At 47.1% G+C, this 25477-nt stretch carries 22 protein-coding genes; 6 read left to right on the plus strand and 16 right to left on the minus strand.

Annotation, left to right across the window (positions count from 1 at the left end; genetic code table 11):
* The first annotated feature begins 7 nt into the window (after positions 1-7).
* Both ACJJIR_RS02290 and gbpA read left to right on the plus strand, forming a co-directional pair.
* Complete coding sequence (locus ACJJIR_RS02290) at positions 8-835, plus strand: DUF417 family protein (protein ID WP_444907188.1); 828 nt, start codon at positions 8-10, stop codon at positions 833-835.
* Positions 836-1618: 783 nt separating this feature from the next.
* Positions 1619-3289, plus strand: coding sequence for an N-acetylglucosamine-binding protein GbpA (gene gbpA / locus ACJJIR_RS02295; protein WP_444907189.1), 1671 nt, complete (start codon positions 1619-1621; stop codon positions 3287-3289).
* A gap of 297 nt (positions 3290-3586) precedes the next feature.
* On the opposite strand, the gene ACJJIR_RS02300 is transcribed toward gbpA, so the two are convergent.
* Entirely contained in the window at positions 3587-4312 is a 726-nt protein-coding gene (locus tag ACJJIR_RS02300; protein WP_444907190.1) for a L,D-transpeptidase family protein, read from the minus strand.
* Positions 4313-4618: 306 nt separating this feature from the next.
* Entirely contained in the window at positions 4619-5230 is a 612-nt protein-coding gene (locus tag ACJJIR_RS02305; RefSeq protein ID WP_444907191.1) for a TetR/AcrR family transcriptional regulator, read from the minus strand.
* 134 nt (positions 5231-5364) lie between these two features.
* Between ACJJIR_RS02305 and ACJJIR_RS02310 the strand changes: the two genes are divergently transcribed.
* Positions 5365-6435 (plus strand): MBL fold metallo-hydrolase, encoded by a 1071-nt coding sequence (locus tag ACJJIR_RS02310; protein WP_444907192.1) that lies wholly within the window; start codon positions 5365-5367, stop codon positions 6433-6435.
* A gap of 127 nt (positions 6436-6562) precedes the next feature.
* Here ACJJIR_RS02310 and ACJJIR_RS02315 read toward each other — a convergent pair whose 3' ends face one another.
* The 9 genes from ACJJIR_RS02315 to ACJJIR_RS02355 form a co-directional block, all read right to left on the minus strand.
* A complete protein-coding gene (locus ACJJIR_RS02315; protein WP_444907193.1) occupies positions 6563-7000 on the minus strand; it encodes a hypothetical protein in 438 nt (145 codons plus the stop codon).
* Between the two features lie 29 nt (positions 7001-7029).
* Positions 7030-7650: a tetratricopeptide repeat protein gene (locus ACJJIR_RS02320; protein ID WP_444907194.1), complete on the minus strand. Its 621-nt coding sequence runs from the start codon at positions 7648-7650 to the stop codon at positions 7030-7032.
* Positions 7651-7662: 12 nt separating this feature from the next.
* Positions 7663-8139, minus strand: coding sequence for an alpha/beta hydrolase-fold protein (locus ACJJIR_RS02325; protein WP_444907195.1), 477 nt, complete (start codon positions 8137-8139; stop codon positions 7663-7665).
* Between the two features lie 300 nt (positions 8140-8439).
* On the minus strand, positions 8440-9186 hold the full coding sequence (locus ACJJIR_RS02330; RefSeq protein WP_444907196.1) for a copper resistance protein B: 747 nt from the start codon (positions 9184-9186) through the stop codon (positions 8440-8442).
* Positions 9179-10969, minus strand: coding sequence for a copper resistance system multicopper oxidase (locus ACJJIR_RS02335; protein ID WP_444907197.1), 1791 nt, complete (start codon positions 10967-10969; stop codon positions 9179-9181). Before ACJJIR_RS02335 ends, ACJJIR_RS02330 begins: the two co-directional genes overlap by 8 nt.
* 11 nt (positions 10970-10980) lie before the next feature.
* Entirely contained in the window at positions 10981-11469 is a 489-nt protein-coding gene (locus ACJJIR_RS02340; protein ID WP_444907198.1) for a DUF411 domain-containing protein, read from the minus strand.
* Positions 11470-11577: 108 nt separating this feature from the next.
* Positions 11578-11925 (minus strand): hypothetical protein, encoded by a 348-nt coding sequence (locus ACJJIR_RS02345; protein ID WP_444907199.1) that lies wholly within the window; start codon positions 11923-11925, stop codon positions 11578-11580.
* Between the two features lie 81 nt (positions 11926-12006).
* Positions 12007-12804, minus strand: a complete 798-nt coding sequence (locus ACJJIR_RS02350) for an oxygen-binding di-iron domain-containing protein (protein ID WP_108734605.1) — start codon at positions 12802-12804, stop codon at positions 12007-12009.
* Positions 12805-12817: 13 nt separating this feature from the next.
* On the minus strand, positions 12818-13261 hold the full coding sequence (locus tag ACJJIR_RS02355; RefSeq protein ID WP_282931168.1) for a pseudoazurin: 444 nt from the start codon (positions 13259-13261) through the stop codon (positions 12818-12820).
* Between the two features lie 261 nt (positions 13262-13522).
* On the opposite strand from ACJJIR_RS02355, the gene radA reads away from it, so the two are divergent.
* The gene (gene radA / locus ACJJIR_RS02360; RefSeq protein WP_444907200.1) at positions 13523-14917 is read left to right on the plus strand and encodes a DNA repair protein RadA; all 1395 of its coding nucleotides are present in this window, start codon (positions 13523-13525) and stop codon (positions 14915-14917) included.
* 83 nt (positions 14918-15000) lie between these two features.
* Here the strand turns inward: radA and ACJJIR_RS02365 are convergent, their stop codons facing one another.
* The 4 genes from ACJJIR_RS02365 to ACJJIR_RS02380 all read right to left on the minus strand — a co-directional run bounded on the left by ACJJIR_RS02365 (position 15001) and on the right by ACJJIR_RS02380 (position 20207).
* Complete coding sequence (locus ACJJIR_RS02365; RefSeq protein ID WP_444907201.1) at positions 15001-16107, minus strand: YHYH protein; 1107 nt, start codon at positions 16105-16107, stop codon at positions 15001-15003.
* A gap of 52 nt (positions 16108-16159) precedes the next feature.
* Positions 16160-16414, minus strand: a complete 255-nt coding sequence (locus ACJJIR_RS02370) for a hypothetical protein (RefSeq protein ID WP_413663408.1) — start codon at positions 16412-16414, stop codon at positions 16160-16162.
* A 396-nt stretch (positions 16415-16810) separates the two neighbouring features.
* Positions 16811-17869 carry an AraC family transcriptional regulator gene (locus tag ACJJIR_RS02375; RefSeq protein WP_413663407.1) on the minus strand — a complete coding sequence of 353 codons (1059 nt, stop codon included), beginning with the start codon at positions 17867-17869 and terminating at the stop codon, positions 16811-16813.
* 736 nt (positions 17870-18605) lie between these two features.
* Positions 18606-20207: an AbgT family transporter gene (locus tag ACJJIR_RS02380; protein WP_444896033.1), complete on the minus strand. Its 1602-nt coding sequence runs from the start codon at positions 20205-20207 to the stop codon at positions 18606-18608.
* 315 nt (positions 20208-20522) lie between these two features.
* Between ACJJIR_RS02380 and ACJJIR_RS02385 the strand changes: the two genes are divergently transcribed.
* Both ACJJIR_RS02385 and ACJJIR_RS02390 read left to right on the plus strand, forming a co-directional pair.
* The gene (locus ACJJIR_RS02385; protein WP_444907202.1) at positions 20523-21224 is read left to right on the plus strand and encodes a glutamine amidotransferase-related protein; all 702 of its coding nucleotides are present in this window, start codon (positions 20523-20525) and stop codon (positions 21222-21224) included.
* A 497-nt stretch (positions 21225-21721) separates the two neighbouring features.
* On the plus strand, positions 21722-24595 hold the full coding sequence (locus tag ACJJIR_RS02390) for a TonB-dependent receptor (protein WP_444907203.1): 2874 nt from the start codon (positions 21722-21724) through the stop codon (positions 24593-24595).
* Between the two features lie 107 nt (positions 24596-24702).
* On the opposite strand, the gene ACJJIR_RS02395 is transcribed toward ACJJIR_RS02390, so the two are convergent.
* Complete coding sequence (locus ACJJIR_RS02395; protein ID WP_444907204.1) at positions 24703-25020, minus strand: hypothetical protein; 318 nt, start codon at positions 25018-25020, stop codon at positions 24703-24705.
* Between the last annotated feature and the right edge of the window lie 457 nt (positions 25021-25477).

Raw genomic sequence — 25477 nt, forward strand, 5'->3', positions numbered from 1 at the left:
TCAACAAATGTCATTCCTTCTTCGAAAACTTCCCTTCGCCCTGGTGGCCATCGCCTTTGCGCTTATTGCGGTGGCGCTTTTTTCCGGCCAATGGGGTGGTATCAAGCGCGTATTTGAATTCTACGGTGTCACTAATGAGGAGGTGCTTTCCTCTATACGTTTACTGACCGCTATTATTTTTTCAGTCGCCGCTATTTTGGGGGCACTCGCCCTTCGCTTTGAGCGGGTTGTTAAGCCCCTGGCAATCCTTCTGATTTTAATATCGCTAGTGCCCCTACTGAGTCTTCTTGGCAGCGGCCATTGGATCGACTCCCTGGGCGGCTTTCCTGCAATTGGCTCAGGACAGGGGATAATTAAGTACTTTGCCCTGTTAACCTTGGGTATTACCTGGTTGTATCGGGATTCGTTGAGTCCACTAAAGTTGATATGGCTCAATTATTTCCCTGTCGGCTTGGTATTACTCTGGATTGGTGGGATGAAATTCACAGCGCTTGAGGCTGAGGGGATTGAAGGCCTGGTAAGCACTTCGCCACTGATGTCGTGGTTATACAGTGTATTTAGCGTGCAGGTGGCCTCAAATCTTATCGGTATATATGACTTGATTGCGCTGGCTATCCTCGCCTTGGGTATTTATATCCGGCAGCTGTTTTGGCCGGGACTATTGTTTTGTGCCGCAGTATTTATAACAACCCAGACCTTCCTCTACTCCTACCCGGGCAGTTGGGTAGCTACCTGGCAACTTAGCTCCAGCGGTATTTTTATTATTAAAGACCTGTGGTTTATCGCAAATCTGATATTAATCTTGGGCTTTAGAAACTCCATGATTAAATCTTAAAGCTGATGGGGTCAAAGAGTTGTTCTGAGGCCCCAAAATATCGGTTTTGATTCATTGGGGATACTATTTGTAAGCTATCGAAAGGTGGCATTTTCTGTGGGCTCAGGGATATCTGGCCGGCGTGAATTCAGTGAGGTGAAAGCTTTAAAAAACTAATATTTTTAATTTTCATTGGAAAACCCTCTACCCGATTAGTTATAGAAGAAGTATTGGCCGTTGTTTTCTAGGTTTTTTCTATTTCAATTTTGTCGTGGGTGCACCGTGTTTTTTGCCGGTAAGCGATAGGTGGAGTTAGTTAGGGTTTCATATTGATTTCTGGGAGGATTTAAGTGTGAAATTCATAGTTCTTCCATATTTTGTTTTTATATTTTTATAAGCGGTATATTCGGATTTATACCTGGCTGCCCTTGCTGGAATAAAATACCACTAAATTTCGCTTTTGCTGATTTTATGTTGCAGTAATTGCCCGGAATTGTGGTCTTATTTTTTGTTTTGGGTCGTCATTTTTCTATTTTGTAAGAAATTATTTTGTCATTATTTATGTTTTTATTTTTGTGTTTATATGGAACTTTTAATGGGGTGGTATTTATTAAAAATTAGACTTATCTTTCGGTGACACGCTAAAAGTTGTTTGTTTAAATTATAAAAATAACAGGAACCGTGCCAATTAGTGGTGGTCCATAACTCTGTCGCTAGCGTTGCAGGATTTACATCCTCTAAAAGTAAAAACTTGTGTTCAGCTGGGGAAGGAAGTTGAGCGCAAAGTAATAAATGGGCAGAGATATGATTCTACGTAAGAAAAAATTAGCATCCGTATTTAAACAACCGATAGTCAATCGCACATTAATGGCAGTGGTATTAGCCGGTGCCAGTTCTAATGCTTTCAGTCATGGTTATGTTGAGGCCGCTGACGGTGGTGTAGCTTCTGCGCGTGGTACCCTGTGTAAATACGCATTAGATACCGGTGAAATGAACTTGAATTGCGGTGCAGTTCAGTGGGAACCACAGAGTATTGAAGGTCCTGAAGGCTTTCCCGATAGCGGCCCTGCCGATGGGCAAATTGCCAGTGGAGGAAGCAGTGCCTGGTCTGAGCTTAATGAACAGACATCTGATCGCTGGGTAAAAAATTATATTAGCTCCGGTTGGCAAACCTTCAAATGGTACTTCACCGCAAATCATGTAACTCGTGATTGGAAATACTATATTACTAAAGAAGATTGGAATCCGAATTCAGTCTTGACTCGCGATCAATTTGATCTCGACCCATTCTGTGAGATAGATGGCAATTATGAACAGCCAGATGTAAATACAACTCACGAGTGTCAGGTGCCGGATCGCGAGGGCTATCATGTAATTCTGGCTGTTTGGGATGTGGGTGATACGGTTAACGCTTTCTACAATGTTATCGATGTAGAATTCGATGGCGATAATGTCACTAATACCGAATGGAGCGCTGCGGGTACCATCAATCCGGCGCAGGACTTGAACGTTGGCGATAAAGTATATACCCGCGTATTTGATGGCTCAGGTGAAAACTCGTCTTACAGCACTGTTTTGGAAATTGCCTCCGAAGAGCAGGGCATCGCTGAAAACTGGTCACACGATTTGGCTGAGTTGATTAATGCAGAGCAGACCGATATCCGCGCCGGTGATTTCGATGGTGATAACAGCTTTGAGCCTCTGTACGGTATCAACCGCATTTATCTAAAAGATGGCAGTGGCCTGGAAAATGTCGAGATCGGTTACGAGTTGAGCGAAGAAGAGCCCAACTATGAAGTAACGGTAAGTGGCCTTGAAAGTGAATACACAATTACAGGCGGTGCTATTTCTCTAGACTTGGCTCTCAGTGCTACGGGAGATGTCAGCGTTGAGGTTACAGTGGTAAATCATGGCGGTGATACTCTATCAAGCTATAGCAATAACATTGATGATGGTGATACTGCCAGTACTAGCTTGACTCTCTCAGAGACTGTAGCAGGGCACCATATGGTTGTAGTGGTGGTAAAAGACCGCGATGGCAACATGGTTGATCAAAATACCCTGAACTTCTATCTGGTTGAAGATACCTCAGATGATGACTCCTCTAATGGGGATGATGACTCCTCGAACGGCGACGACGATAGCTCGAACGGCGATGACGACGCTTCTAATGGTGACGACGATAGCTCCAACGGCGATGACGACACCTCTAATGATGACGACGATACTTCAAACGGAGACGATGATAGCTCCAATGACGATGACCAATCCTCGAGTGATCAGGATTATGATTATGTCTTCCCTAGAGGCCATAGAAACTATGCTGCGGGCACTAAAGTCCTGGGCCGTGATGGTAATGTCTACGAGTGTAAGGACTCTGCTTACTCCCACTACTGTAAGGAAGTGAGAAGAGGTGCAAAACAGTTCGAGCCGGGTGTTGGCGGGAACTGGGAAATACTCTGGGAAAGACTGTAATTTGTTCCCGATAAAATAAAAGAGGCCCCTTTGGGGGCCTTTTTTATGAGTAAATTAGTAGGTGAAAAATGGCCTCTTAGGGCAGCGATTCAAGCCTGGTAATAACTTAAAAACATCGATTAACTATATAGGAATAGAACTATGCACTTTTATGACCCATAGTTATATTGCGGGGTTTTTGGGGCGCTATGTATCAAATCATTTGATGAGTATCAGGCAGTGATTTTTTAGCTGCTAGTAGCTTTCTGCCTGCTCGTTGGTTTATTGCCATAAATGGCAACTTTGATACTCTAAATGTTAACTTTCATTAAAGGTATACAGGCCTTCGACAACTTCTACATTGGGAGGGCGCCTATATTTGTTGAAGTAATCGTATCCTTCTTTTAGGTTCAGCCAAAAAGAATGCCATTGATTATCTTTGTATTGAGATAAGATCTCATTCTCAAGTGGAAATGGGAAGGAGTGAACCCTGACAATTCTTTGTCCTGATTCTATTGCTGAAGCAGTAAGTGCATATATTTCATTGATAAATGGATTTGTCATTGCAAAGCAGCCAATAGATACACAGTCTCCATGTATCATAAGAGCACTACCTGTTCTGCCATGGTGCCGATCATATTGATTGGGATACCCTAGATTAAATGAAAGATGATATTGGCTCCAAGGGTTTAACCGGCTAGCATTTACAAAGTAAAAACCTTCCGGGCTTTGTAGATCACCTTCTCTCAATTTTGGCCCCAGATCTCCTGAGAAAGTGCAAATATCGTAGCTTTTAAACTTAGAATATAAATTATTATCCGACTCTATCCAGACCTCTAAGATACCGGGGTTTTTAAATATGCGAATAAAAATAGGGGCGCCATACTTAAGCCCTTTTTCAGAAAGCTCCTGTTTAAGCTCCTCTTCAACACTAGATATAGATGTTTTTGCTCTAACACTTGTGGGGATGACTTCCGCTTGTAAACAAGAGCTTACTACACAGAGTAAGAATATAAATGTAGAGGCTACTTTAGGATTTCTCATGCTGGTATTTTTTTGGGTTGGCCTTCTCTTAAAGCAGTCGAGGGTATTTAGGCATATAGGATGTTGGCGGTTTTCTCTTGTTAACAATTGTTATGGGTATTAATTTATATTAATAATTAAATTTTGAAAAGCTGGTTGCGTTTGTTTTCTGGATGTTAATTTAGTGGTGATAAAAGCCAGTAGCCAGATGGGACTATGGCTTCAATTTCTGAGAGGTGTTTTTCTCGTTGGGATTTAGTAGGTCATCTGTCGGAAGCCATGAATGTAGATAGAGTGGCCAAGAAGGATTCGGCCACTATAGTAGGTCTAGGCTTGGTAATAACTTAAAAACATCGCAGCGGTGCGCTCGGCCAGTGCCTCTTGCTCGGCGGAGCTCGGTGGGCCAGAGAGTTGAAGTAACTGAGGCCAGTAGCAACCGCCTTTAATTAAGTTATGAATCTGCCCACTGGCGACCTCTATGTCGAGAGACTTTAGTCGGCCGTCAGCTACGGCAGATTTAATCCAGCGCTGCACCCCGGTCTCATGGGCCTTATATTTTTCCATTTCCTTCTGTAGTGCTTCCGGCTGGTGGAAGAAGTAGTCGAAGGCCATGCGGTTAAGCTCAATATACTGCGGGTTGCAGATCGTTTTTATTTCCTGCTCTAACAGTGTGCGGAGTTGTGATTGCATATCACTATCCGGGTTGTAGTCACAACCGGAGGGCTGGGTTGCCTGCTGCCAGAGTTCACCGATCAAATACATCACCAGGGCTTCTTTACTGGAGAAGTGGTTGTACACGGTGCGTTTTGATACCTGTGCTCGGGCTGCCAGCTCGTCCATACTCGTGCCCTGTACTCCCAGCTCCTGAAAAGCCTGCTTGGCGGCATCAATAATAGCTTGGCGTTTCAGCTCACTTCTGGTTGGTTTCTTTTCAGTCATGGGTATCTCTGTGAAATCTGGGCCGGGGGATTCCATTGCCGGCGAGTTACTTCTTACGCAAATTTTACACTATATAGTTTACTTTTATATAGTTATTTTATACACTGCACTGTATAGTTTACATGGTAAGTGAAATGAAGAAGCGCTGGTGGATTCTGGCAGGAGTGATTGTTATGTCGGTAGGTCTCTTTGGTAGCTGTACAAATCAACCCGAGAAGTTCCGCAACAGTGATACTGACTACAAAGTCAGTAGTGCCGGTATAGTTGAGATGATCGGCGCCTACATTAAGGCGGATCGTGCAGCCCCCGCACCGGTGAAGCCTATTCCATTGCGACAGATTCCCGCTGCAGAGCTGGCAGCCCCAGTCGCTGAGGGTGCCGTATATCGCCTTGGGCACTCCACAGTACTGATTCGAGTGGATGATCAGTATGTTTTGACAGATCCGGTATTTAGCAAGCGGGCATCCCCGGTTCAGTGGATGGGCCCAAAGCGCTTTCATCCATTGCCCATAGAGATTCGAGACTTGCCTTCGATTAAAGCGGTCGTTATCAGCCATGACCACTACGATCATTTAGACAAAAATAGTATTCGCGCGCTCAGGGATAAAGTAGAGCAATTTGTCGTTCCTACCGGAGTGGGAAGTCGCTTGCGTAACTGGGGTATTCCAGCAGAAAAAATTGAGGAACTAGCTTGGTGGGAATCCTTTGCCCTGGGCAGTTTGCACTTTACCGCGACGCCGGCTCAGCATTTTTCCGGGCGTGGACTTACGGATAAAGACTCAACACTGTGGGCCAGCTGGGTAATTGAAGGGCGCGAGGGCCGTATATTCTTTAGCGGTGACAGTGGCTATTTTAGTGGCTTTCGTGAAATTGGTGAGCGATTTGGTCCATTCGACCTGACACTGATGGAAACGGGTGCTTACAACAAGCTTTGGAATTCGGTTCATATGATGCCCGAAGAGAGTGTGCAGGCACATCTCGATCTCGGAGGGCGAGCAATGTTACCTATCCACAACAGTACTTTTGATCTTGCCCTGCACGATTGGTATGAACCTCTGGAGCGCGCACAGGCGGCAGCCAAAGACCAGGGTGTCACTTTGGTAACGCCTATCATTGGAGAGGCTGTTCGCCTGCAATCTCCCAAAGCAACAAAGGCTTGGTGGAAAGATGAGATGGCTACGGATTTACGCCTGGTGAGTGAGTAGAGAGGTTCTGTGAATTTGATATTAGTAGCTGTGTGCCAGATTTAGGTGTTGGTATATTTTCTGTAGGCGAGCTGGAGGTAAATGCCAGCTCGTTTTTTAGTTTTCCACCTTACTAAGTGCCCTTGACCTAAGGTTCTGAAGAGCAATTATCGTCCTCTGTGATCATATGTAAAAGATAACCTGTACTCCTAACAGATATACGTCCTTCTCTAACGCAGCTTGGAAATCCGTAATTAAAAGCAGCAGTGATTACTGTGTCAGGGGTTCCTGTTGCATCACTATAATAGCTGGTAGATAAAGTGAAGCTTCCGGGATCTATTCCTTTGAAGTTGTCTATAACGTCTTTTGGTATTTCAATTGGTGTGTTATTTAGGACAAAAACAAGGTTTTTGACGGTTTTTGTAGTATTCGAAAACTCAGGTTTTAAATATACATCAAGTCTAAGAGACCCGATTTCTGTCCGGAGAGTTTTGTAATAACTTATCCTGTCCCAACATCTTGGATTTTCCTGTGAGGTGAATGCCAACGGGGAAAAGAAAATTAGTGTGATAACTATATTTTTCATTTTTAGTAAATACAATTTTTAATCGTAAGCTAATTGAGCTTGAGTTCAGCTATTTGCCGATTTATCGCCGCCGTTTTACTTTTATCCTGATTGCGAGAAATTTCTAGTGCTTTCTTCAAAACATCAGAAGCCTCTGAAATTTCATCATTCTGTTGTAACGCCTGGGCCAAACTTTGGTGGGCATCAATAGAGTTTGGCCGATATTCCACCCACCGCCTTGCAACACTGATAGCTTCTTGGATGCGACCATCCTTTAGTAACAAACTGGTGATATAGCTTAATTTGTTAACATTTCTCCAACGTGTAGCCCTGGGTAAAATAGGAAAGCCATATTTCTGTGAGAGTGATTGGTAGAAATGATCGATATTTTGTAAGGCGTCACCAGGCTGGGATATCAATTCTCGATAATTTGCGGACCATTCTTCGTGGGGATAATTAAGCTCGATAGCCGATAACGCGGCTTTTATAAAGGCACCGTAATGGTTTTCATTGTTAATAATTTCTATTTTTAGTTTGAGGTTCTCTTTTGCGTAAGGAGAAAGTTTGGTGTTAATTTGACTTAAGATTTTTTCATAGCGCTTATCTTTACGCATATCACTGTCAGCCATGGCGAAATAAAAAGCATTGATCTTGTTTGATGAGGTCTGCATACTTGTGGTTATTTAATTAATAAAAGTACTCTCTGAAGTGGGCCCCATACCAAATATGTCAGCTGCAGATAAAAAGAAGTAAGACTGAAACAATCCAGGTTTGTTAGTTAGGGCGTAGAGAGGAAAGATACTGCTAGTTGAGACACCAATAATCATTCTATTGTTGAGTGCGCGGTAATTGCTTTCTAAATATGGGAATAGTTCTTCAGTTAGAAATTTACTATAGGTCTCAGGGTTTCCCAGGGCGCTAAACTTCTCCTCAGTGGTATGCTTCCACATTCCATGTAGGTAGGTTTCCGGTTCATCACCGCCATCATTAAGGCTGATTACAATACTTTCCGGCATACGTTCTACGCTACTTAGATGCTTTACTACCCCGGTTAAGGCGTGGAAAAATTCTTTGCCGTGAGTGCCATTAATAAAGATAACCGGGTATCTATGATGCTTGATGGAACGTTTGCGGTAAATATATGTTGATTGGTATTTCACGACTCAAGATTCTGGATGAGAAAAGAATTTCATCACCATAACTCAGGTGATTGGTCGTGCTAACAGAAGAGTGGCTCTGTGGGCTTTCAGCTTTTGCTGATAGGCCCACACACAGTAGGGAAACTGCGATTAACAGTATTCGGGGGGAAATCATATCACCGGCATCCTTGCTGAATTTAAATATTTTTAAAAAGGCGATTAAGATCTATTAGATGCTATGACAGATTGAAGAGGCGGTAAAGTTAGTTACAGCTGATGCGAAGTGGTACAACTTGTATAGATATAAGAAGTTGGATTTTGTCAAAACCAAGCTCTAAACCCCAGTACCCATACGGTTGAGTCCACATCCTCACCTTCTTCACGGGCGAAATCAGCGGCATTGCCCACTTCCCGTTCATAGTGGACGCCAATATAGGGTGAGAATTTCCTGGTGACTTCATACATGAGCCGAAAGCCGACTTCCGCTTCCGATAAGCCGGAACCGCTACCTCGGGCCTCATCGTTCTGCCCAAAAAAGTTCAGCTCGATACGTGGGACCAGATTCCAGTCCTGTGCCAACTTTATTTCATACTCGCCTTCCAGGCGAAATGCAGTACTGCCATGTTCTCCATAGAAAAATACTGCATCCATTTCGAATTTGTAGGGAGACTCTCCAGTAATACCCACAGCAGCCCAATTCCGGCTGGTAGTCTCCAGATTAAAATCGTGGCGAATTCCAATTAGGAAATTCCAGTTTGCTGAAATTGCCCGGCTATAGAGCGCCCAGAGTTCATTTTTTTCAATTTCCCCACTACTTCGTTCATAGTCGACTTCGGCAACAAACTTATTTTGCTCTCCTCCATAGCTGAAGTCTCCCTCGATTTCCCCGCCGCTATCACCTCGCAGTTCCACATAGTCGAGGCTGACTTCAGCCATGGGTTCTTCTTCGTTATCCTCGCCAGAGGACTGGTAGCTGTGGTGTTGATGCTGAGGTTCTGACTGCCCATAGCTGGCCTGGGCAGCAAGTAGCCATAGTGTTGCTGCTATCCCTGAAATATTCTTAAACAATGCGCACCTCCCGATACATACCGGGCCTCTGGTAAAGCATTTGGCTGTGTAGAGCCCAGCGGCCATAGGTGTCGGCGCTGACCAAGTAACTGATGCTTGATCCGGGTTGTGCGATTACCGTGTGCTTGCGAGGTAAATACTCTCCGTCGCCGGTTTCCAACTCACTCCAAAAACCGTGTAAGTGCATGGGCTGGGGAAGCGTAGTGTCATTGACCAGGGTAATGCGCAGGCGCTCCTGGTGCCGAAATAATAATGGGCTGGCATCGCGAAACTTTTCACCATTTATTGACCAGAGATAGCGCTCATAATTGCCGGTCAGGTGTAACTGTAATTCCCGCTGTGGCTCTCGCTGATCCTGAGTAGGCTTATTGCTGCGCAAGTCGCTGTAAGTCAGTACACGGCGGTTATAGCGATGTTTATGGTTTCTGAGTCCTACACCGGGGTCAGAGATGCCGTTTGCTGGCGTCAGCGCGCGGTGATCCACCCTGAATCCGGATTCACTTGGCTGGTGAATGATAGGGCTATTACTACCGAGCCCCGCTGCAGCGAGGTTTCCGTAAAACCATCCCCCCTCAGTTGCATCGGGCAAATAGGAATGTTTTTCGGTGTGAGCAGTCTGGGTTGTTTTAAAGTGTGTGTCTGTCTCTTCGGTTTTTCTCCCTAGTCCCAGATCTTGCCGAGTGAGCACTGGGCGGTGATCCATCGCGGGAATCTCTGCGCTCAGACGTATATCACCTGTCAGTGTGCCTCGCGCATAGCCACTGCGGTCCATGGACTGCGCAAATATACTGTAGGCCTGTTCACTCTCTGGCTCGACAATTACGTCATAGGTTTCGCCGCTGCCAATGCGAATTTCATCGACGCTAACGGGCTCGACATTTTGTCCATCGGCCGCCACCACCTTCATTTTCAGGCCGGGGATACGCAGGTCGAATAAGGTCATCGAAGCTGCGTTAATTAATCGCAGGCGAACCCTCTCACCAGGTTTAAATAATGCAGTCCAATTGGTATCGGGTGTATGCCCGTTAATCAGGTAGGTGTAAGTCTCGCCTGTGACCTGGGAGATATTGCGGTCGGAAAGCTGTTTCCAGTTCCATTGATGCCGGTCCCGCCAGGTTCGTGCGACACCTTTTGTACGCACTTCACGCCATAAATCTGTAGCCGTGCGCTGTTGCCGGTTGTAGTAGTCCGGGTCTTTTTTTAGATGGGTATAAATAGTTTGGGGAGATTCATCGCTCCAATCGGATAGGACAACAACATAATCCCGCTCGTAAGAAAATGGTTCTGGAGATATCGGATCAATGACTATTGCCCCAATTAGCCCCAGTTGTTGTTGAAACCCGGATTGGCTGTGATACCAATAAGTACCACTTTGGCGCAAAGGGAATCGGTAGCGAAATGTTTGCCCGGGTTGAATGCCGCTAAAGCTCAATCCCGGTTCGCCGTCCATATCGCTGGGTACCCTAACACCGTGCCAGTGCAGGGAGGATTTGTCGGGTAATTGGTTATGGACATTCAGGGTGACAGTTTCCCCTTCCCGCCAGCGCAAAATGGGGCCGGGTAGACTGCCATTAATGGTAAGGGCTTGTCGTTCGCGCCCGGTAAGATTTACCTGGCGGTACCCGATGGATAAATCAAAGTGGTTACCGCGCAGGGTTGTTGCCGAAGCTGTTGGCGAGTTTGGGTGCGAACTGTGGGGTAACCCCAGCAGCAGGGCTCCCGCTCCGAGACCTGTGACGAAAGTACGCCTTGATACGGCGTCGGTGCGGAAGCTATCTTTCATCGATGTCCCTTTTAAAACTGCTCCTGTGCCGTATTGATTTCGGCGTAAATTTCGCTGCTGCCATCTTTGTTAAGCAGCATTACCTGATAGGGCGTAAAACGGTCGCCCACTTCCATACCGGGGCTGCCCAGGGGCATACCTGGTACTGCGAGGCCAATGGCATTCTGCGGTGGATTTTGCAAGAAACGCTGTATCAGCTTTGCCGGTACATGCCCTTCAAAAACATAGCCCTGTTCTGACACTGTGGTGTGGCAGGATTGGTAGCGCGGAGAGATATGGTGCTGCTTTTTCACGCCGTTAAGGTCTTCGACATCCTTTGCTACGACGTCAAAGCCACTTTGTTGGGCATGCTCAACCCAAATTTTGCAGCAGCCGCAGGTGGCGGATTTGTAAGTGGTCAGGCTCACAGTTTCCTTTTTGGGGTCTGAAGATTCGGCACAGGCACTTAATGCCAGGGTTGTGAGTAGCGCCGCAATAGCGACCAAAATTGAACGATTCATATGAACTCCGATGATGAGATTAAGGGCGCACACAGGCGCGCGAGTATTTATAAAAAATATTTGGAGTAAAACTGGGGAGTACGCGTATGCCTAGGCATACGGGGCCCGTTAAATGCGGAATATGGGTGGGCGTAGTGCCATTTCCGGATCTGGAGAGGAATTAAATTCCCGGTAGGCAGTTACAAGTAGATTGCGGTTGTATACAAGGATTTTATATTGAGCGTTTACCGCAGAGCTGGTGCCTGGCCCTGCACAGCAGCTGCATTCAGCAGTGCAACTGGAGGGATGGCTGTCGTTGCAGTTCTCAAGGGTTGCCTCGTCGCAATGGCCTTTTTCTTCTGCAGCGATGGATGCCGCTGGGGGTTCGTGTGTTTCCGCACAGGATGACGCAACTGCCTGGCCGCCGAAGGCCAGTAGCAGTATGAGCAAAAATAGGCGGAAGATCCCGGTGTGCATGGCGGTATTCAGAAAACAAGCCAGCCCGCAGTGTATGGGCTGGCCTCTGCCGGTGCAACTTCCCGCTTGCGGGATGGCGGATTAAGAGCGGCCCAGGGGCAGGCGGAAGTCCTGGTGTCGCAACAGGTCCGGTCCACATTCGAGGCGCTCGAGCCAGCCCAGGAAGCGCTCTTTGACATCGCCCGAAGCAAAGTAACCGCCGTGCTGGGGCACAATCATTGCGGGGTTGAGTTCCCGAATCATCTTGGCCCAGAGGCGACAGGTCCAGTTCCCGCCCATATAGCGGCGGTGGAACCCTTCCATCGACGGCAGGTGCTCGTCGAAATCTTTGACTTCGCCCTCCTCACCACCGAGTGAGGCACCGATATCGCCGGAAAATAATATGCGGCTGACCGGATCATAAAAACTGAAGTTGCCACAGGAGTGCATAAAGTGTGCTGGCAGCGCCCAGATCTCGCTGTCGCTGAAGGGGATAATTTCTCCCTTGTCGTCCAGAGGCATGATGCGTTCCTGCCAGCGTTCAGCACCGGCACGCGAGGCGACAAAGCCGGAAACCAGGTGTGGCAAAAACCGCGACCACAGCTTCGACACTGCCACCTTACAGCGCGAATGCAGCATCCAGCGCGGCAGCGAGGCGATAATATCCGGATCCTGGTGAGAGGCCAGGATCAGGTCCAGTTCGCTCAGGTTCAAATGGCGGCTGAGCTCAATGGTGAGGTGTGTGTAAGTCAGATCGCCGCCGGGATCGATAAGCGCCCCTTTGGTGCCGCGGCGAATAACAAATTGATTGGCCTGTACCCCATCGCTGCCATTCTGCTCTTTAACCAAATCGCCGAACCGCGCAACCAGGTGGTGACCTTTTTCAAATAGGATGTCCACGCCGCGACTCCTCTTATTGGACTTGGCCGAGGTATTGAGTGAGCCTCTCCTTGTTCATGGCGATGGTGGCATTCATGCCTTCGGCATGCTTCTTGGCTTCTTCCAAGTTGGTTGCCTTACCTACCTGAATTACCCCAACCATACCCAGCGGCAGATGTGGGTCGCACTGGTATACGTAGACACCTTCCTGGTTCAAAGTGACAGTCACCTTTTCTCCCATGCTGCCATTCCAGGTAGCGCCCTCGGCAGGGGACAAAACTGAGTGAGTGTTGTGGGCCGCATCAGTGGGCAGGAAGGTGACAGAATCGCCCGGTGCTACTGCGAGAAATGCCGGTTCAAAAGTCATCATGCCGTCCTTGCCCTGGTTCAGCATCTTAACTTCGTGATCCGCAGCCAGGGCGGAGGTCGAGGCCATGGCGAGCGCCAGAATCGCGCCGCGAAGAGTAATAGACGACATACTTACTTCCTGTTCGATGGTTAGTCAGTGTTGTTCTGCGCCTCCCCATTAGTGGGTAGAGGCAGCGGCGGATGTTATCTCGGAGGGGGCTGGGTGAATTGATCTAGATCAATCGCGTAGATAGACCAATTGGAAGGAGAAGATGCCAATAGAAGGGATCCGTGTAGGAGAGTCATTTTAGACTGCTGAGCACCACCCGCCTCGGCCGGATAAGGGGTAAACTGTGCGCCGATCAATTCTGTGACTTTTCGGGAGAGTGCTTTGGCCACAAAACGTAAAACTGCCTACGTGTGTAATGAATGCGGCGCTGACTACACCAAATGGGCAGGGCAGTGTAGTGCTTGTGGCACTTGGAATAGCCTATCGGAAGTACGCCTGGGACCGGATCACAAAGACAGTCGCGCCGCGAATTTTACCGATGCACAAAGTGGTTACGCCGGTTCCGCTGGTGCTGGCAAAGTACAAAAACTATCGGAAATCGACCTCAGTGAATTGCCGCGTATTCCCACTACGGCCTCGGAACTGGATCGAGTGCTGGGCGGCGGGCTGGTGCCTGGCTCCGTCGTATTGATCGGCGGCCATCCTGGTGCGGGTAAATCCACTGTTTTACTCCAGACCCTGTGCCATCTCGCGACTTCAATGCCGGCGCTTTATATCACCGGCGAGGAATCTCTCCAGCAGGTTGCTATGCGCGCTAAGCGCTTGGGTCTGCCCACGGATTCCCTGCAATTGCTCAGCGAAACCGATGTGGAGCGTATTTGCCTGGCGGCCAAGGAAGTGAATCCTCGGGTAATGGTAGTGGACTCGATCCAGGTGATGCACATGAGCGATGTGCAATCGGCACCCGGCTCTGTGGCACAGGTGCGCGAGAGTGCGGCCTACCTGACCCGCTTTGCCAAACAGACTGGCACGGCGCTGATTCTGGTGGGGCATGTCACCAAAGATGGCAGTCTCGCGGGCCCCAAGGTGCTGGAACATATTATCGACTGCTCCATTCTCCTCGAAGGCACCCACGACTCCCGCTTCCGCACATTGCGGGCCCATAAAAATCGCTTTGGGGCCGTTAATGAACTCGGCGTGTTTGCCATGACAGAGCAGGGCCTGAAAGAGGTATCCAATCCCTCAGCCATTTTCCTGCAAAGGGCCGAGGAGATCGCGGCCGGTTCTGTGGTGACTTCGGTGTGGGAGGGCACCCGGCCGCTGTTAGTAGAGTTGCAGGCCCTGGTGGACGATAGCAGTCTTGGCAACCCCCGCCGGGTAGCGGTGGGCCTCGACCAGAACCGCTTGAACATGCTGCTCGCTGTGTTGCATCGCCACGGTGGGGTCTTGGTGGGGGACCAGGATGTCTTTATCAATGTGGTTGGCGGGGTAAAGGTGATGGAAACCAGCGCCGACCTGACACTCTTATTGGCGGTAGTCTCCAGTTTCCGCAACCGTGTCCTGCCTCGGGATCTGGTGGTATTCGGGGAGGTGGGGCTATCAGGCGAGATTCGCCCAGTGCCTTCGGGCCAGGAGCGTTTGCGCGAGGCGGCCAAACACGGTTTCCGCAAAGCCATTGTGCCTGCAGCCAACCGCCTGAAGAACGATATCGAGGGAATGGAAATGCATTCGGTCAAAACCCTGGCGGAAGCGCTGACGGTAATTGATATGAGCTGACACTCCAGCCAGGGGCGGCTATTTTGACAGGGGAATACCTTGCGGTATTCCTCTGGGGAGGTGAGCTTTCATAGCCTTCTGCGTTAGGGGCGCCTAGTTGCTCCCTTGCGCTGGTTGTTTCCGGGGCCCCGTCGAAAATCCTCTGACGGAGTGCCCTTGTAACAGCGCGGGATAATGGGCCAGTCCTCTGTTAGAAAATAGGCATAGGTGCCCTTGGGGAATTCCGGGGTGCGAACCATTCTGCCGTTGCACTCATCCAATGTGCCGGAGCCAGCCACATAGTGGTAATCATCCACAAAGGTACCATCGTAGTAGCCTCCAGGTTCTTTACTGCCCTTGGGGCGTTTCCCGGATTTCACCTGATAACTTGAAGTCATTGCCGCAATCCCGGATTTCGGTTCCCAACCATCGGCATAGGCGTACAGGGCATAAATGGGGAATCCATCGGCAGCCCAGCCAATCAGCGGCGAATGCCTTTCCTTAGATACCCCCAGGCGCTGTAATAAACCGGTGGGAATTCCGTGATAGTGATAGGCACCATTGGGCTGAACATGGGCGTAGTTATCGTCTACACCCAGCTGAATCGCGCCGGATAGGGCTTCGTAGCGCCAGCGTCCGCGATTGCCCAGGTACCATTCCGCAGCACTGGGGTCGAAAGGCACTCCATTCAGTCCGATACCAAAATTCTGCAACGGAACCGGTGTAGATTGAGCGGCAATTTGGGGGATAGCTGGAACTCGGAAACGGTAGCGCTGCACCTCGATTTCGTGGGGATTGCCGCGATTGGGGAAGGCTCCAGTCTTATGCTCAGAAATACCGTTGGCCTCAATAACGCGCCAGGGCCCCTGGATACTGATACTCACTTCACTAAAGGTAATCGGCGCTTCGGTAGCAGGGACAGTGTGCTGCAGACCATCGGATTGCACTACTGTGTGTTTGCGAGCGGTGTGGCGCCCACCAGTGGCGCCCCCTCCTGTAGAGCGCGCAGTCGGTTTGCGCTCGGGAACACAAGCTAGGCCATGTGATTGGGGGTGGTTGCGGCAGCGACCACTGACTCGGCCATTGGGCAGTTCCATTGAGCAGCTGGCGCCACTGGACAGGTTTCGACAAGCCTCCAGGGCGCTATCGGGTACGTGAGCCAGCGAGAGAGGCGCAATATTGCAAAGCCCCACAAATAACCACTTCTTCATAATGACATCTCAAGATTTACAGTACCGCTGGCCGGTTGCGATTTATTGGGAGTTACTGTTCTTCATCTTCCATGGGGCGAGGGCCGCCTTTGCCCTTGCCGCCGGCAGGTACACAGACCAGCTGCTCAATCTGCGGGGGCATACGGCAGGTGCCCTCCAATGTGCCTCTGGGTGTCTCGACAGTGCAGGCGTCTCCTTCAGCCAAGCTGCTGCAGGCATCAATCGCTTCCTGCGGAGGCTGGCGCGGCTGTGCAGATACATTTGTGGCCAGTAAGAGGGCTGCTACTGGGATAAATATTTTCTTCATCGTGTTCTCCTGTCGTAGGCACTTTGAGGGGAGTCCCTGGAGCCTCAACTTTGCTCATTGGGTTTTGACAGAGGTTATTGCTGTCGCCCGAAACTATAGACTCGGGAAATGGCGATTACCGCTCAGCGAAGGGCTGGCTTCTCGAATTGGCCTGGGACTGCCATCGAAAATAGTCGAGGAATGAGTAAGTAATGTGGATAACTTGTAAAGAAGTGTGGGGCTGGAGAGCTCACTTTACGACTAATGATCCAGAGATCTGACAGGCTCTAATTGATCAGTGGTGGAGGTGGGAATTAGGGGATGAGTAAGTAGGAAAGGCTGGGTATTTAATCAGTCGTGACACAAGCAAAAATCTGGCTTGTGTCACGACTGATTCTGTATTTTTCTGAAGGGGCTTTAACTTTCAGTTTCCAGTGCAGCTTTCGCCGCAGCTTCACTCAACAACCTGCGGCGAACTTTCATTGGAGTGGTACCAAACCAGCGGTCGCAGGCCCGGTTAAATGAGCTCTGCTCCCGATACCCCAGCATATTGGAAATCTGGGCCATAGGTGGCAACTTTCTACTGAGGTAATGTTCTGCGCGTTCGCGGCGAATACGGTCGAGAATATCCTCAAACACCAATTCCCGATCTCGCAACCTGCGCTGCAGAGTGCGCTTGTGCATCCCCAGCTGATTGGCGACTTCCTGCAAACTGCAGCGCTTTAGCGGCATCAGGCAATAGATCAGCTGTTCTACTTGGTGAATCAGGTTTGACTCACCTTGTTCCAGTACTTTGTCGATATAAGACTTTAACAGAGGCCTTAAAACCGGGTTGCACTTCTCGGTCGGTTGGGCCAACTGGCCGCTACTTAGAATCAAGGTGTCGCTATTTTGTGAAAACTGTACATTTGTACCAAAAAAGTTTTCATATTGGTCGTGGAGCGGCTGTTTGGACTTTAAATGAACCGCCTCCAGATTGAACTTTTCACCACATAATATTTGTAGTGCGACAACAGAAACCCCAAGGAGAAATTCCCGGAATAGCTCGAGAGGCAATGGAGAGTCCGAAGGTATATAACTTTCTAAATCATTTAAACAATGAAAAGTTATAAACGTTTGGAGCCCTTTAACTTCCAATTCAACTCGCAGGTTATAAGGAGGGGCGGCAAATTGCTTTACGGCAGCATTGAGGAATTCCCCGAGGGTCAACGACTGCAATACTGCTGCTCCAAGAGAACTGAGGGCGGCAGCCCCCTGGCTTTTTGCCAGTCTCAGTCCGAAATCCGCGCAATTGAGTTGTCGTGCGGCCTTTTCAACAAGGTCAGTCACTTTACTCAACGGGAGATACCCCTCGAGTTTTTCAACTTGCTCGGGGTTAATACCGGCGCTATTAAGCAGTGTTTCCGGGCAGCCATTTAGCTGGGATACTTGGTCATAAAAGCCGGTTAACAGCTTAGCTCTTATTTGTTGGGTCAATTTCTTCCAAATCCTTCCAAGAACCCAGCCTGATTTAATTATTAGGCGTGCCGGGTCGCAACTTCTATTTGAGCGGAAATATTCAACTGATAGGCGCGCCCGATAATTTTAGGAATCTACAAATAAATGCAAATTCCAGGATTACACATTCCTGGGCATTGTCTGACGGATTTGCAAAACCGTCATATTGGCGAATGCCTGTTTTATTTCGAATTCCTGATATGTATTGTGCGCTATGGATAACTGTTACTGCACTAACTACCACAAAGTGCACACGACTCATCCTGAGAAAATAATATATGAGATTAAAACAAGGCAGCCGAAACTGGCGCAATTCGCCAATCAGTCTCCGCTAAGTATTATTTCAAGGCCTATATTACTTGTTTTTTTTTGTGGATTCGAAGGGCTTTTGGCTTTTGCTCATAATTAAAATGTCACCTAATGAAAAAAAATACCAATTAAAGTTAATACATTGAAACTTTATTCCCTTATGACGGTAAAAAAATTTTTTTGTTTTATGGTGACTCCATATCTGGGAATAATAATTTTTTCTTAATTTATCCACTTTTTTACCCCTGCCTAAAGCTATCTTGAATGACTGGTGATTTCAGGAACGCTTTAACACTTTTTGGGTAGTTACCAGCGGATATAAATGACCAGTTCAAATGTACGGTCATTTTGGGGAGACAAAAAAGCCCGCATAAGCGGGCTCTAGGATTACTGATTAATCAGTGGATTAGCCACCATAGTAGGTAGCTGCACCGGGGCCGACGGGCAGTCCCAAGGCAAAAACCCAGATGAAGAACAGGGCTGTCCATCCGATAAAGAAGAAGATGGAATAGGGGATCATAGTGGCGATCAATGTACCCATGCCCAAGTCTTTCTTATAGCGCGCAGCAAAAGTAATGATCAGGCCAAAGTAACTCATCATCGGCGTGATAACGTTGGTCACAGAGTCACCGATACGGTAGGCCGCCTGGATTACTTCCGGGGCGTAGCCCAGCAGCATCAGCATGGGTACAAAAATGGGAGCTGTCACTGCCCACTGAGCAGAGGCACTGCCCAGCATTAAGTTCACAAAGCCACACATCATGATGAAGAACAGGAACAGTAGTGGCCCAGTGAGGCCGATGCTTTGTAGCGCATCAGCACCTAAAACGGCAAAAATGGTGCCCAGGTTGGTGATCTTAAAGAAGGCGACAAACTGCGCAGCAAAGAACACCAGGACAATGTACATCCCCATACTGTTCATGCTCTTGGCCATGGCATCAATGACATCTCGGTCATTCTTCATGGTGCCGACAACCTTACCGTAAACAAATCCCGGGATAGCGAAGAACACCAGGATCAGTGAGACGATACCTTTTAGGAACGGAGAGCCCGCGACCAAGCCTGTCTCGGGATTACGTAAAACACCCCACTCAGGCACCACCGTCAAAGCGAGTACTGCAGATACGCCCAAAACAGCCAAACCTGCGTACTTAAGGCCGCGCTTCTCGGCGTCGGTCAGGGTGCCAACTTTGTCTTGAGTCAGGTCGACAGATGCTTCACTGGGATCATATTTACCCAGCTTGGGTTCTACGATCTTCATGGTCACCCAGCTACCAACCCCGGTGATCAGGAAGGTACTGACAATCATAAAGAACCAGTTTACTTCCGGGCCCACGGAGTAGGTCGGGTCGATCATATGGGCTGCTGATTCTGTGATCCCCGATAGCAGCGGGTCCACCGTTCCCAGCAGCAAGTTAGCACTGTAGCCGCCAGAGACACCGGCAAACGCGGCGGCCAGGCCAGCGATAGGGTGTCGACCGAGGGAGTGGAAAATCATTGCGGCTAATGGGATCAGTACCACGTAGCCCAATTCAGAGGCGGTATTAGAGATGATACCGGCAAAAACCACTATGACAGTGACTGTGCGTTTGGAAGCCTGGAGTACCAGGCCGCGAACAGCGGCACTTAACAGGCCGGAGTGCTCGGCAATCGCAACCCCCAATAGAGCCACCAAAACTGTCCCCAGAGGAGCAAATCCGGTGAAATTCTTAACCAGACTGGTAACGATCATCCTGAGGCCATCGCCACTCATAAGGTTGAAAACCTCAATAACGCCATCTGGCGCTCGGCCAGCAGCGCCAACCGGGCGGGGGTCGGGGACAGACAGGCCAAAGTAAGAAGCGATACCACTAATGACTATCACGCTAACGGCGAATAGTGCGAACAGTGTGATTGGGTGGGGGAGAAGGTTGCCGAGCCATTCCACTGCATCTAAGAAGCGGATAAAGGCTGTCTTGCGCCCTGGGGGACTGTCCTGCCGATCACTCGGGGAGGTTGTTGTGGTCATTGTTGGTCCTCAGTCGTTACTGCAAGCGACCCTAATTGCCTCTGGGCCGCCTTGTAGCCGAAGGGTTGGCTGAAAAATGTGCTAAAGCCGAGATCATACACAAAACTACTTCAGCTAAGAATGCCCAGAGAGAAATGTTGCTCCTAGGCGGTAGGCCAAAGAGCTATCAGGCGACCCGGATAGGTAAAAGATCTATGATGAAAGATGTGCTGTTATGGCGCTTGTTACAGTGGGGCAAATCTTTCTGATTGCGGTCTCTGATGACTGGATATGCCATAATCCCAATACTATGTAGTCAATTCAGCGGTGAAAATAATGAAGATTGGAATTTTAAAAACCGATGATGTGCGCAAAGAGCTTGTCGGCGAATTTGGGGAGTACCCGGAGATGTTTGCCGACTTGTTGCGCGACCAGGACTCCAATTTGGAGTTTAACACCTACGAAGTCCAGCACGGCCAGTATCCCGACCATATAGATGAAGTAGATGCTTACCTGATTACCGGTAGCAAGACAGGCGTTTATGACGACAAACCCTGGATTGCGCCCTTAATGGATTTTGTACGCAAGTTACATGGTGAGAAAAAGCCGACCATTGGTATTTGCTTTGGTCACCAGTTAATTGCCCAGGCACTGGGAGGCCGGGCTCGTAAGTCAGATAAGGGCTGGGGGCTGGGGGTGCACACCTACGAAATGCAGGAGACGCCTAGCTGGATGTCTGAACCCGCCCCCAACTTTAGTCTCTTAGTAACGCATCAGGATCAGGTGGATCAGCTGCCGCTTGGTGGGCGAGTACTGGCTTCCAGTGAGTTCTGCCCAATGGCAATGGTGCAGGTGGATGATCATATGCTTAGCTTCCAGGCGCATCCGGAATTCACTAAGCCCTACTCGAATAGCTTAATGGAGCTTCGACGGCAGGCTTTTGGTGAAGCTGTGGTTGATAAAGGGCAGGAGTCGCTCAAGAACGATATCCATGAAAATGCAGTTGCCAGATGGATGTTGGAGTTTTTACGTAAGTAGTATTACGCCAGCTAAACTTTAAGGTGGGGTAGCCCACCTTTTTATACTTGGTTCTCCTCATACAAATATTTGATTAATACTCAATAGACTAAATTCGATGGCTGATGTTGGCATTCCCTTTCAAGTAGAAATGGCTTGTTGTTTATTAGTTTATTTCGTTTTCTTCATATTATGAGGAATATATAAGCGTTAAATATTCAGCTTTCACAGTTAGCTTTTTCGTACCACTTTCTGAATCTGTCATTCGTCTTATTTGCTTTAATGGCGTTTTAATTTTTTTCTTTATTGAGCGTGTGCATGGTCTCTATAACGCATATCAGACTTTTGTTTGATTTTTATTAAAACCCTTTAAGGTTTTGTTGTTTTTGAGAACTGATTTGCAATTTTTATGTGTGTTTTTTATTTGCAAAGTTGAGAATGAGTTTTCTCGGGATGCTTATCTCGATGTACCAGATTGCGTCCCAGTTATTTAAATAAAGATAATTTCTGGGGGTTTTATGGTTTCTATATGTAAAGTTAAGAAGGGGTTCTCTAAAAGCCTGTTGGCGATCTCTATTGGTGCCACTCTTTCGATAAGCTCAATTGTTCTGGCAGACAATACGACGGGTACGATTAGGGGGACTGTGTTAAATACTGAAAAAGCAGACAAAGTAAGAATTACAGATATTGCTCGAGGTATTTCCAAGGATGTTTCTATAGGTAATGGAGGCGAGTTCAGAGTGGGGAGCTTGCCGCCTGGAGAGTACCAGCTAGAACTTCATTCAGATGGTCAAATTACGGAATCTCGTTCAGTATCGGTGAGTTTGGGGGGGACTATTAATATTGCTCTTGGCGATACTTATGAAATGGAGGAAGTTATTGTTCAAGGGCAGAGAATTTCTCAGTTGGATACAGGGATTGCCGAATCAGGTTTGGTTATTTCATCAGATGAAATTGTTGAGCTTCCTGTAGCTCGAAATTTAGATTCTGTAACGCTTTTAGCGCCAAGTGTTTCCAGAGGCGATCGTACCTTTGATGAGTTTGGTGGTGGGACTAGTTTTGCTGGAGCATCAATTGCAGAAAATGTTAGTTATATTAACGGATTAAATACTACTAATTTTAGAAACGGATTGGGTTACTCTACAGTTCCATTTGAATTTTACGATAATATACAGATAAAAACTGGTGGCTATTCAGCCAAATTTGGCCGCTCTACGGGTGGGGTAATGAACGCCACTACCAAGAGTGGTTCTAATGAATTTAAATTTGGTAATAGTTTTTATTTTGATGAGGAGACTGAAACCGCTCCAAATACCTTCGTTTACGATAATGATCAGGATGAACTAAATGCCCGGGAGGCAAATATTTATGCTTCAGGGCCAATCATAGAAGATAGGTTGTTCTTTTATGCTCTCTATAGTGGTGTTTTAAAAAACAAAGAATACTATGGGATGACCAGTGGTCGTGGCTATAAAGAGGAAACCGAATCAGATTTTTGGGGAGTAAAAATAGATGGCTATATTACTGAAGATCATCGAATAGAGCTTACCGCCTTTAGTGATGAAAGAGATATTGTAGAAGGCATTTATAACTATGATTCCGACACAGAGCAAACAGGCGAATATATCGGAGATATTGTTTATGGAAGGGGAGGTTTTAATTGGATAGCTTCCTACATCGGGAATTTAAATGATAATATGACTTTAAGTATTTCCTATGGCGAAAACACACAGGACCGAAGTGAAATACCGGAAAATAAAGATGCTTCTACTGTTTATTGGTATAACCCGGGTCGAGTATCAATCGGTGATTGGGTTGGATCGACAGTGGAAGTTGGTGAAGATACACGGGAAATGTTCCGTGTAGATTTTTCTTGGGCTATTAATGATCACTTTGTTGAAGTTGGTATTGATAATGAGGCAAATAGTCTTACAGAAAATACCACATATTCAGGAGGAGAGGTGTGGAGGCTCTATCCAGAGCTAGGGCGGGCTCGCAACCTTATTTATGAAAATGTGGGCAGCTTTGAAACAGAGTCTACAGCTTTTTATTTGCAGGATACCTGGCAGATAACAGATGACTGGTCTGTTCAGTTGGGTTTACGGAATGAGACTTTTACCAATAAAAATGCTGCTGGAGAGAAATTTATTGATGTGAGTGATCAGTGGGCACCTCGATTTTCTACTGTGTGGGACCCAACTGGCGAAGGAAAGCAAAAGGTATTTGCAAATTTTGGCCTTTATTACCTTCCTGTGGCTTCAAATACGAATGTAAGACTTGCGGGTACAGAATTATATACCACTGAGTGGTTCGACTGGGATGGTTCTTGCCTGAATAATGACGCAACTCCGTGTAACTTAGGTGAATCTGACGGTCTTAGCTACTATGCTGATGGGAGCTTAAAGGACACCGAAAGTGTTGTAGATAAGAATATTGATCCAATGTATCAGTCTGAGTATATTCTTGGCTACGAATATATTATGGATAGTGGTATTCAGCTGGGTGTACGTGGTATTTATCGCAATTTGGAAGTCGCGTTGGAAGACTTGGCAATTGATGCTGCGGTAATTGACTACTATAACTCGTCAGGTACTTGGGATGCATCCAAAGTTGATGGAGCAAGTGTCGAAGATATATTTGGAGGCTTCCATCAGTACGTATTGACTAACCCCGGCAACAATATGCGGATTTATATCCCTGAACAGGGTGAATATATCAATTTATCGGCAGCTCAATTAAGGTATCCAGAAGCGAAGCGACAATATGGTGCAGTTGAATTTACGTTCAAGCGCCCATTTGATGGCAGGTGGTCATTAGATGCCTCGTATACTTGGGGGCATAGCTGGGGTAATAATGAAGGTTACGTTCGCTCAGATAATGGGCAAACAGATTCAGGTTTAACAACTAACTTTGATCAACCGGGATTGATACAAGGTGGGTATGGTAACTTGCCAAATGATCGCAGGCACACGGTAAAGGCATTTGGTACTTACAGCTTTGATATGGGATTGAGATTAGGGACTAATTTTATGTGGCAAACGGGTCGCCCAAAAAATTGCTTTGGAATGCATCCCACTGATGTTTTTGCCCAAGCATATGGATCTGAATCTTTTTATTGTCAAGGGGAGCTCAATTCACGGGGTAGTTTGGGAAGAACCGATGATTACTGGAACCTTGACTTAAATGCGCAATACCCGATTGAGCTTGCCGACAATCAGAGGTTGTTGGTTAGTTTGGATGTTTTTAATGTATTTAATGATGATGCTGTTTTAGAAGTAGAGGAACAAGGTGATCTTGATGGGACATCAGAGCCATATGAATACTTTGGGCGTGCTTATTATTATCAAACTCCTCGCAGTATTCGCTTAGGTTTTAGATATGATTTTAACTAGATTTGATTTTTAACTTAATGTTTATTAAGTCCAGGCAAGTAAAAACTTGCCTGGACTTATATGGTTTAATCTTTGGTTGTTTGTCTGTGCTATAAGCTTTATTCTTTTTAATTTACCCCAAAGAAAAAATCTTCTTCCAGCATAATAATTCGAACTCTAATTGGCTCTTCGATTTGAAATAATCTACGAGCGGATTCATCAATTTGAATGGCAAGACTTTGTAGGACCTGATGAGTCCTGTTGGGTTGCTTTTTGCATAATATTTCAATATAGCAGCCTGCAGGAACTGCTAAGGTGGCAGGTATGATCACAACAGCAGTATCTTCTTCTACATCAAGCTCCCGGTTTAGTAGCTCTGTTAAAAAGGATGGGGTTGAATCTGGAGATAGCTTAGACTCATCAAGATAAATTTTGCAGCTGGCCATACTTGGTTTCCGGTTTGAATTAGTTGAATTAGTATCTGTCCTAAAGTGTATTTACCGTAAATTTCTCTTGGTTGGTCATTCTTTAAGGTCTAATTTTAGCTTTTAATAAGGGGAAGTGTCTGAATAATGTAGCTGATTATAGTTTTCATAGAGTGGATTTTAATGTCTGTAAATCAAAATTTTTAAGTTGTCTGTGCATTTATATAGCGATATTTTATATATGAAATATGGTTGGTCGACTGATGAGGTTAATATATTGCTTTGGTGGAAGTTCAATTGTTAGAGAAATGTATTGCGAAATACGCAATGCCGTAAATAACTTTTAATTCGGCTTTGTGGGGGGCAAAGATGGCTGCCACTTTTATTAGGCATAAATAATAAATATGCTTTGATTTAGAGTGTTTAATGACTCGAATTAATTCCCCATATCCTTGGGTAGATCTGTTAAACGTGAAAA

This window comes from Microbulbifer maximicatervae (SeqCode) (assembly GCF_052467385.1).

Excerpts from the sequence above, each read along its gene's own strand:
- ACJJIR_RS02370 (WP_413663408.1), bottom strand. The coding sequence starts at position 16,414 with ATGAAGAAAATATTTATCCCAGTAGCAGCCCTCTTACTGGCCACAAAT.
- ACJJIR_RS02385 (WP_444907202.1), top strand. The coding sequence starts at position 20,523 with ATGAAGATTGGAATTTTAAAAACCGATGATGTGCGCAAAGAGCTTGTC.
- ACJJIR_RS02305 (WP_444907191.1), bottom strand. The coding sequence starts at position 5,230 with ATGACTGAAAAGAAACCAACCAGAAGTGAGCTGAAACGCCAAGCTATT.
- ACJJIR_RS02310 (WP_444907192.1), top strand. The coding sequence starts at position 5,365 with ATGAAGAAGCGCTGGTGGATTCTGGCAGGAGTGATTGTTATGTCGGTA.
- ACJJIR_RS02290 (WP_444907188.1), top strand. The coding sequence starts at position 8 with ATGTCATTCCTTCTTCGAAAACTTCCCTTCGCCCTGGTGGCCATCGCC.
- ACJJIR_RS02380 (WP_444896033.1), bottom strand. The coding sequence starts at position 20,207 with ATGACCACAACAACCTCCCCGAGTGATCGGCAGGACAGTCCCCCAGGG.
- ACJJIR_RS02320 (WP_444907194.1), bottom strand. The coding sequence starts at position 7,650 with ATGCAGACCTCATCAAACAAGATCAATGCTTTTTATTTCGCCATGGCT.
- ACJJIR_RS02390 (WP_444907203.1), top strand. The coding sequence starts at position 21,722 with ATGGTTTCTATATGTAAAGTTAAGAAGGGGTTCTCTAAAAGCCTGTTG.
- ACJJIR_RS02365 (WP_444907201.1), bottom strand. The coding sequence starts at position 16,107 with ATGAAGAAGTGGTTATTTGTGGGGCTTTGCAATATTGCGCCTCTCTCG.
- ACJJIR_RS02340 (WP_444907198.1), bottom strand. The coding sequence starts at position 11,469 with ATGAATCGTTCAATTTTGGTCGCTATTGCGGCGCTACTCACAACCCTG.
- ACJJIR_RS02395 (WP_444907204.1), bottom strand. The coding sequence starts at position 25,020 with ATGGCCAGCTGCAAAATTTATCTTGATGAGTCTAAGCTATCTCCAGAT.
- ACJJIR_RS02345 (WP_444907199.1), bottom strand. The coding sequence starts at position 11,925 with ATGCACACCGGGATCTTCCGCCTATTTTTGCTCATACTGCTACTGGCC.
- ACJJIR_RS02355 (WP_282931168.1), bottom strand. The coding sequence starts at position 13,261 with ATGTCGTCTATTACTCTTCGCGGCGCGATTCTGGCGCTCGCCATGGCC.
- gbpA (WP_444907189.1), top strand. The coding sequence starts at position 1,619 with ATGATTCTACGTAAGAAAAAATTAGCATCCGTATTTAAACAACCGATA.
- ACJJIR_RS02335 (WP_444907197.1), bottom strand. The coding sequence starts at position 10,969 with ATGAAAGATAGCTTCCGCACCGACGCCGTATCAAGGCGTACTTTCGTC.
- ACJJIR_RS02315 (WP_444907193.1), bottom strand. The coding sequence starts at position 7,000 with ATGAAAAATATAGTTATCACACTAATTTTCTTTTCCCCGTTGGCATTC.
- ACJJIR_RS02300 (WP_444907190.1), bottom strand. The coding sequence starts at position 4,312 with ATGAGAAATCCTAAAGTAGCCTCTACATTTATATTCTTACTCTGTGTA.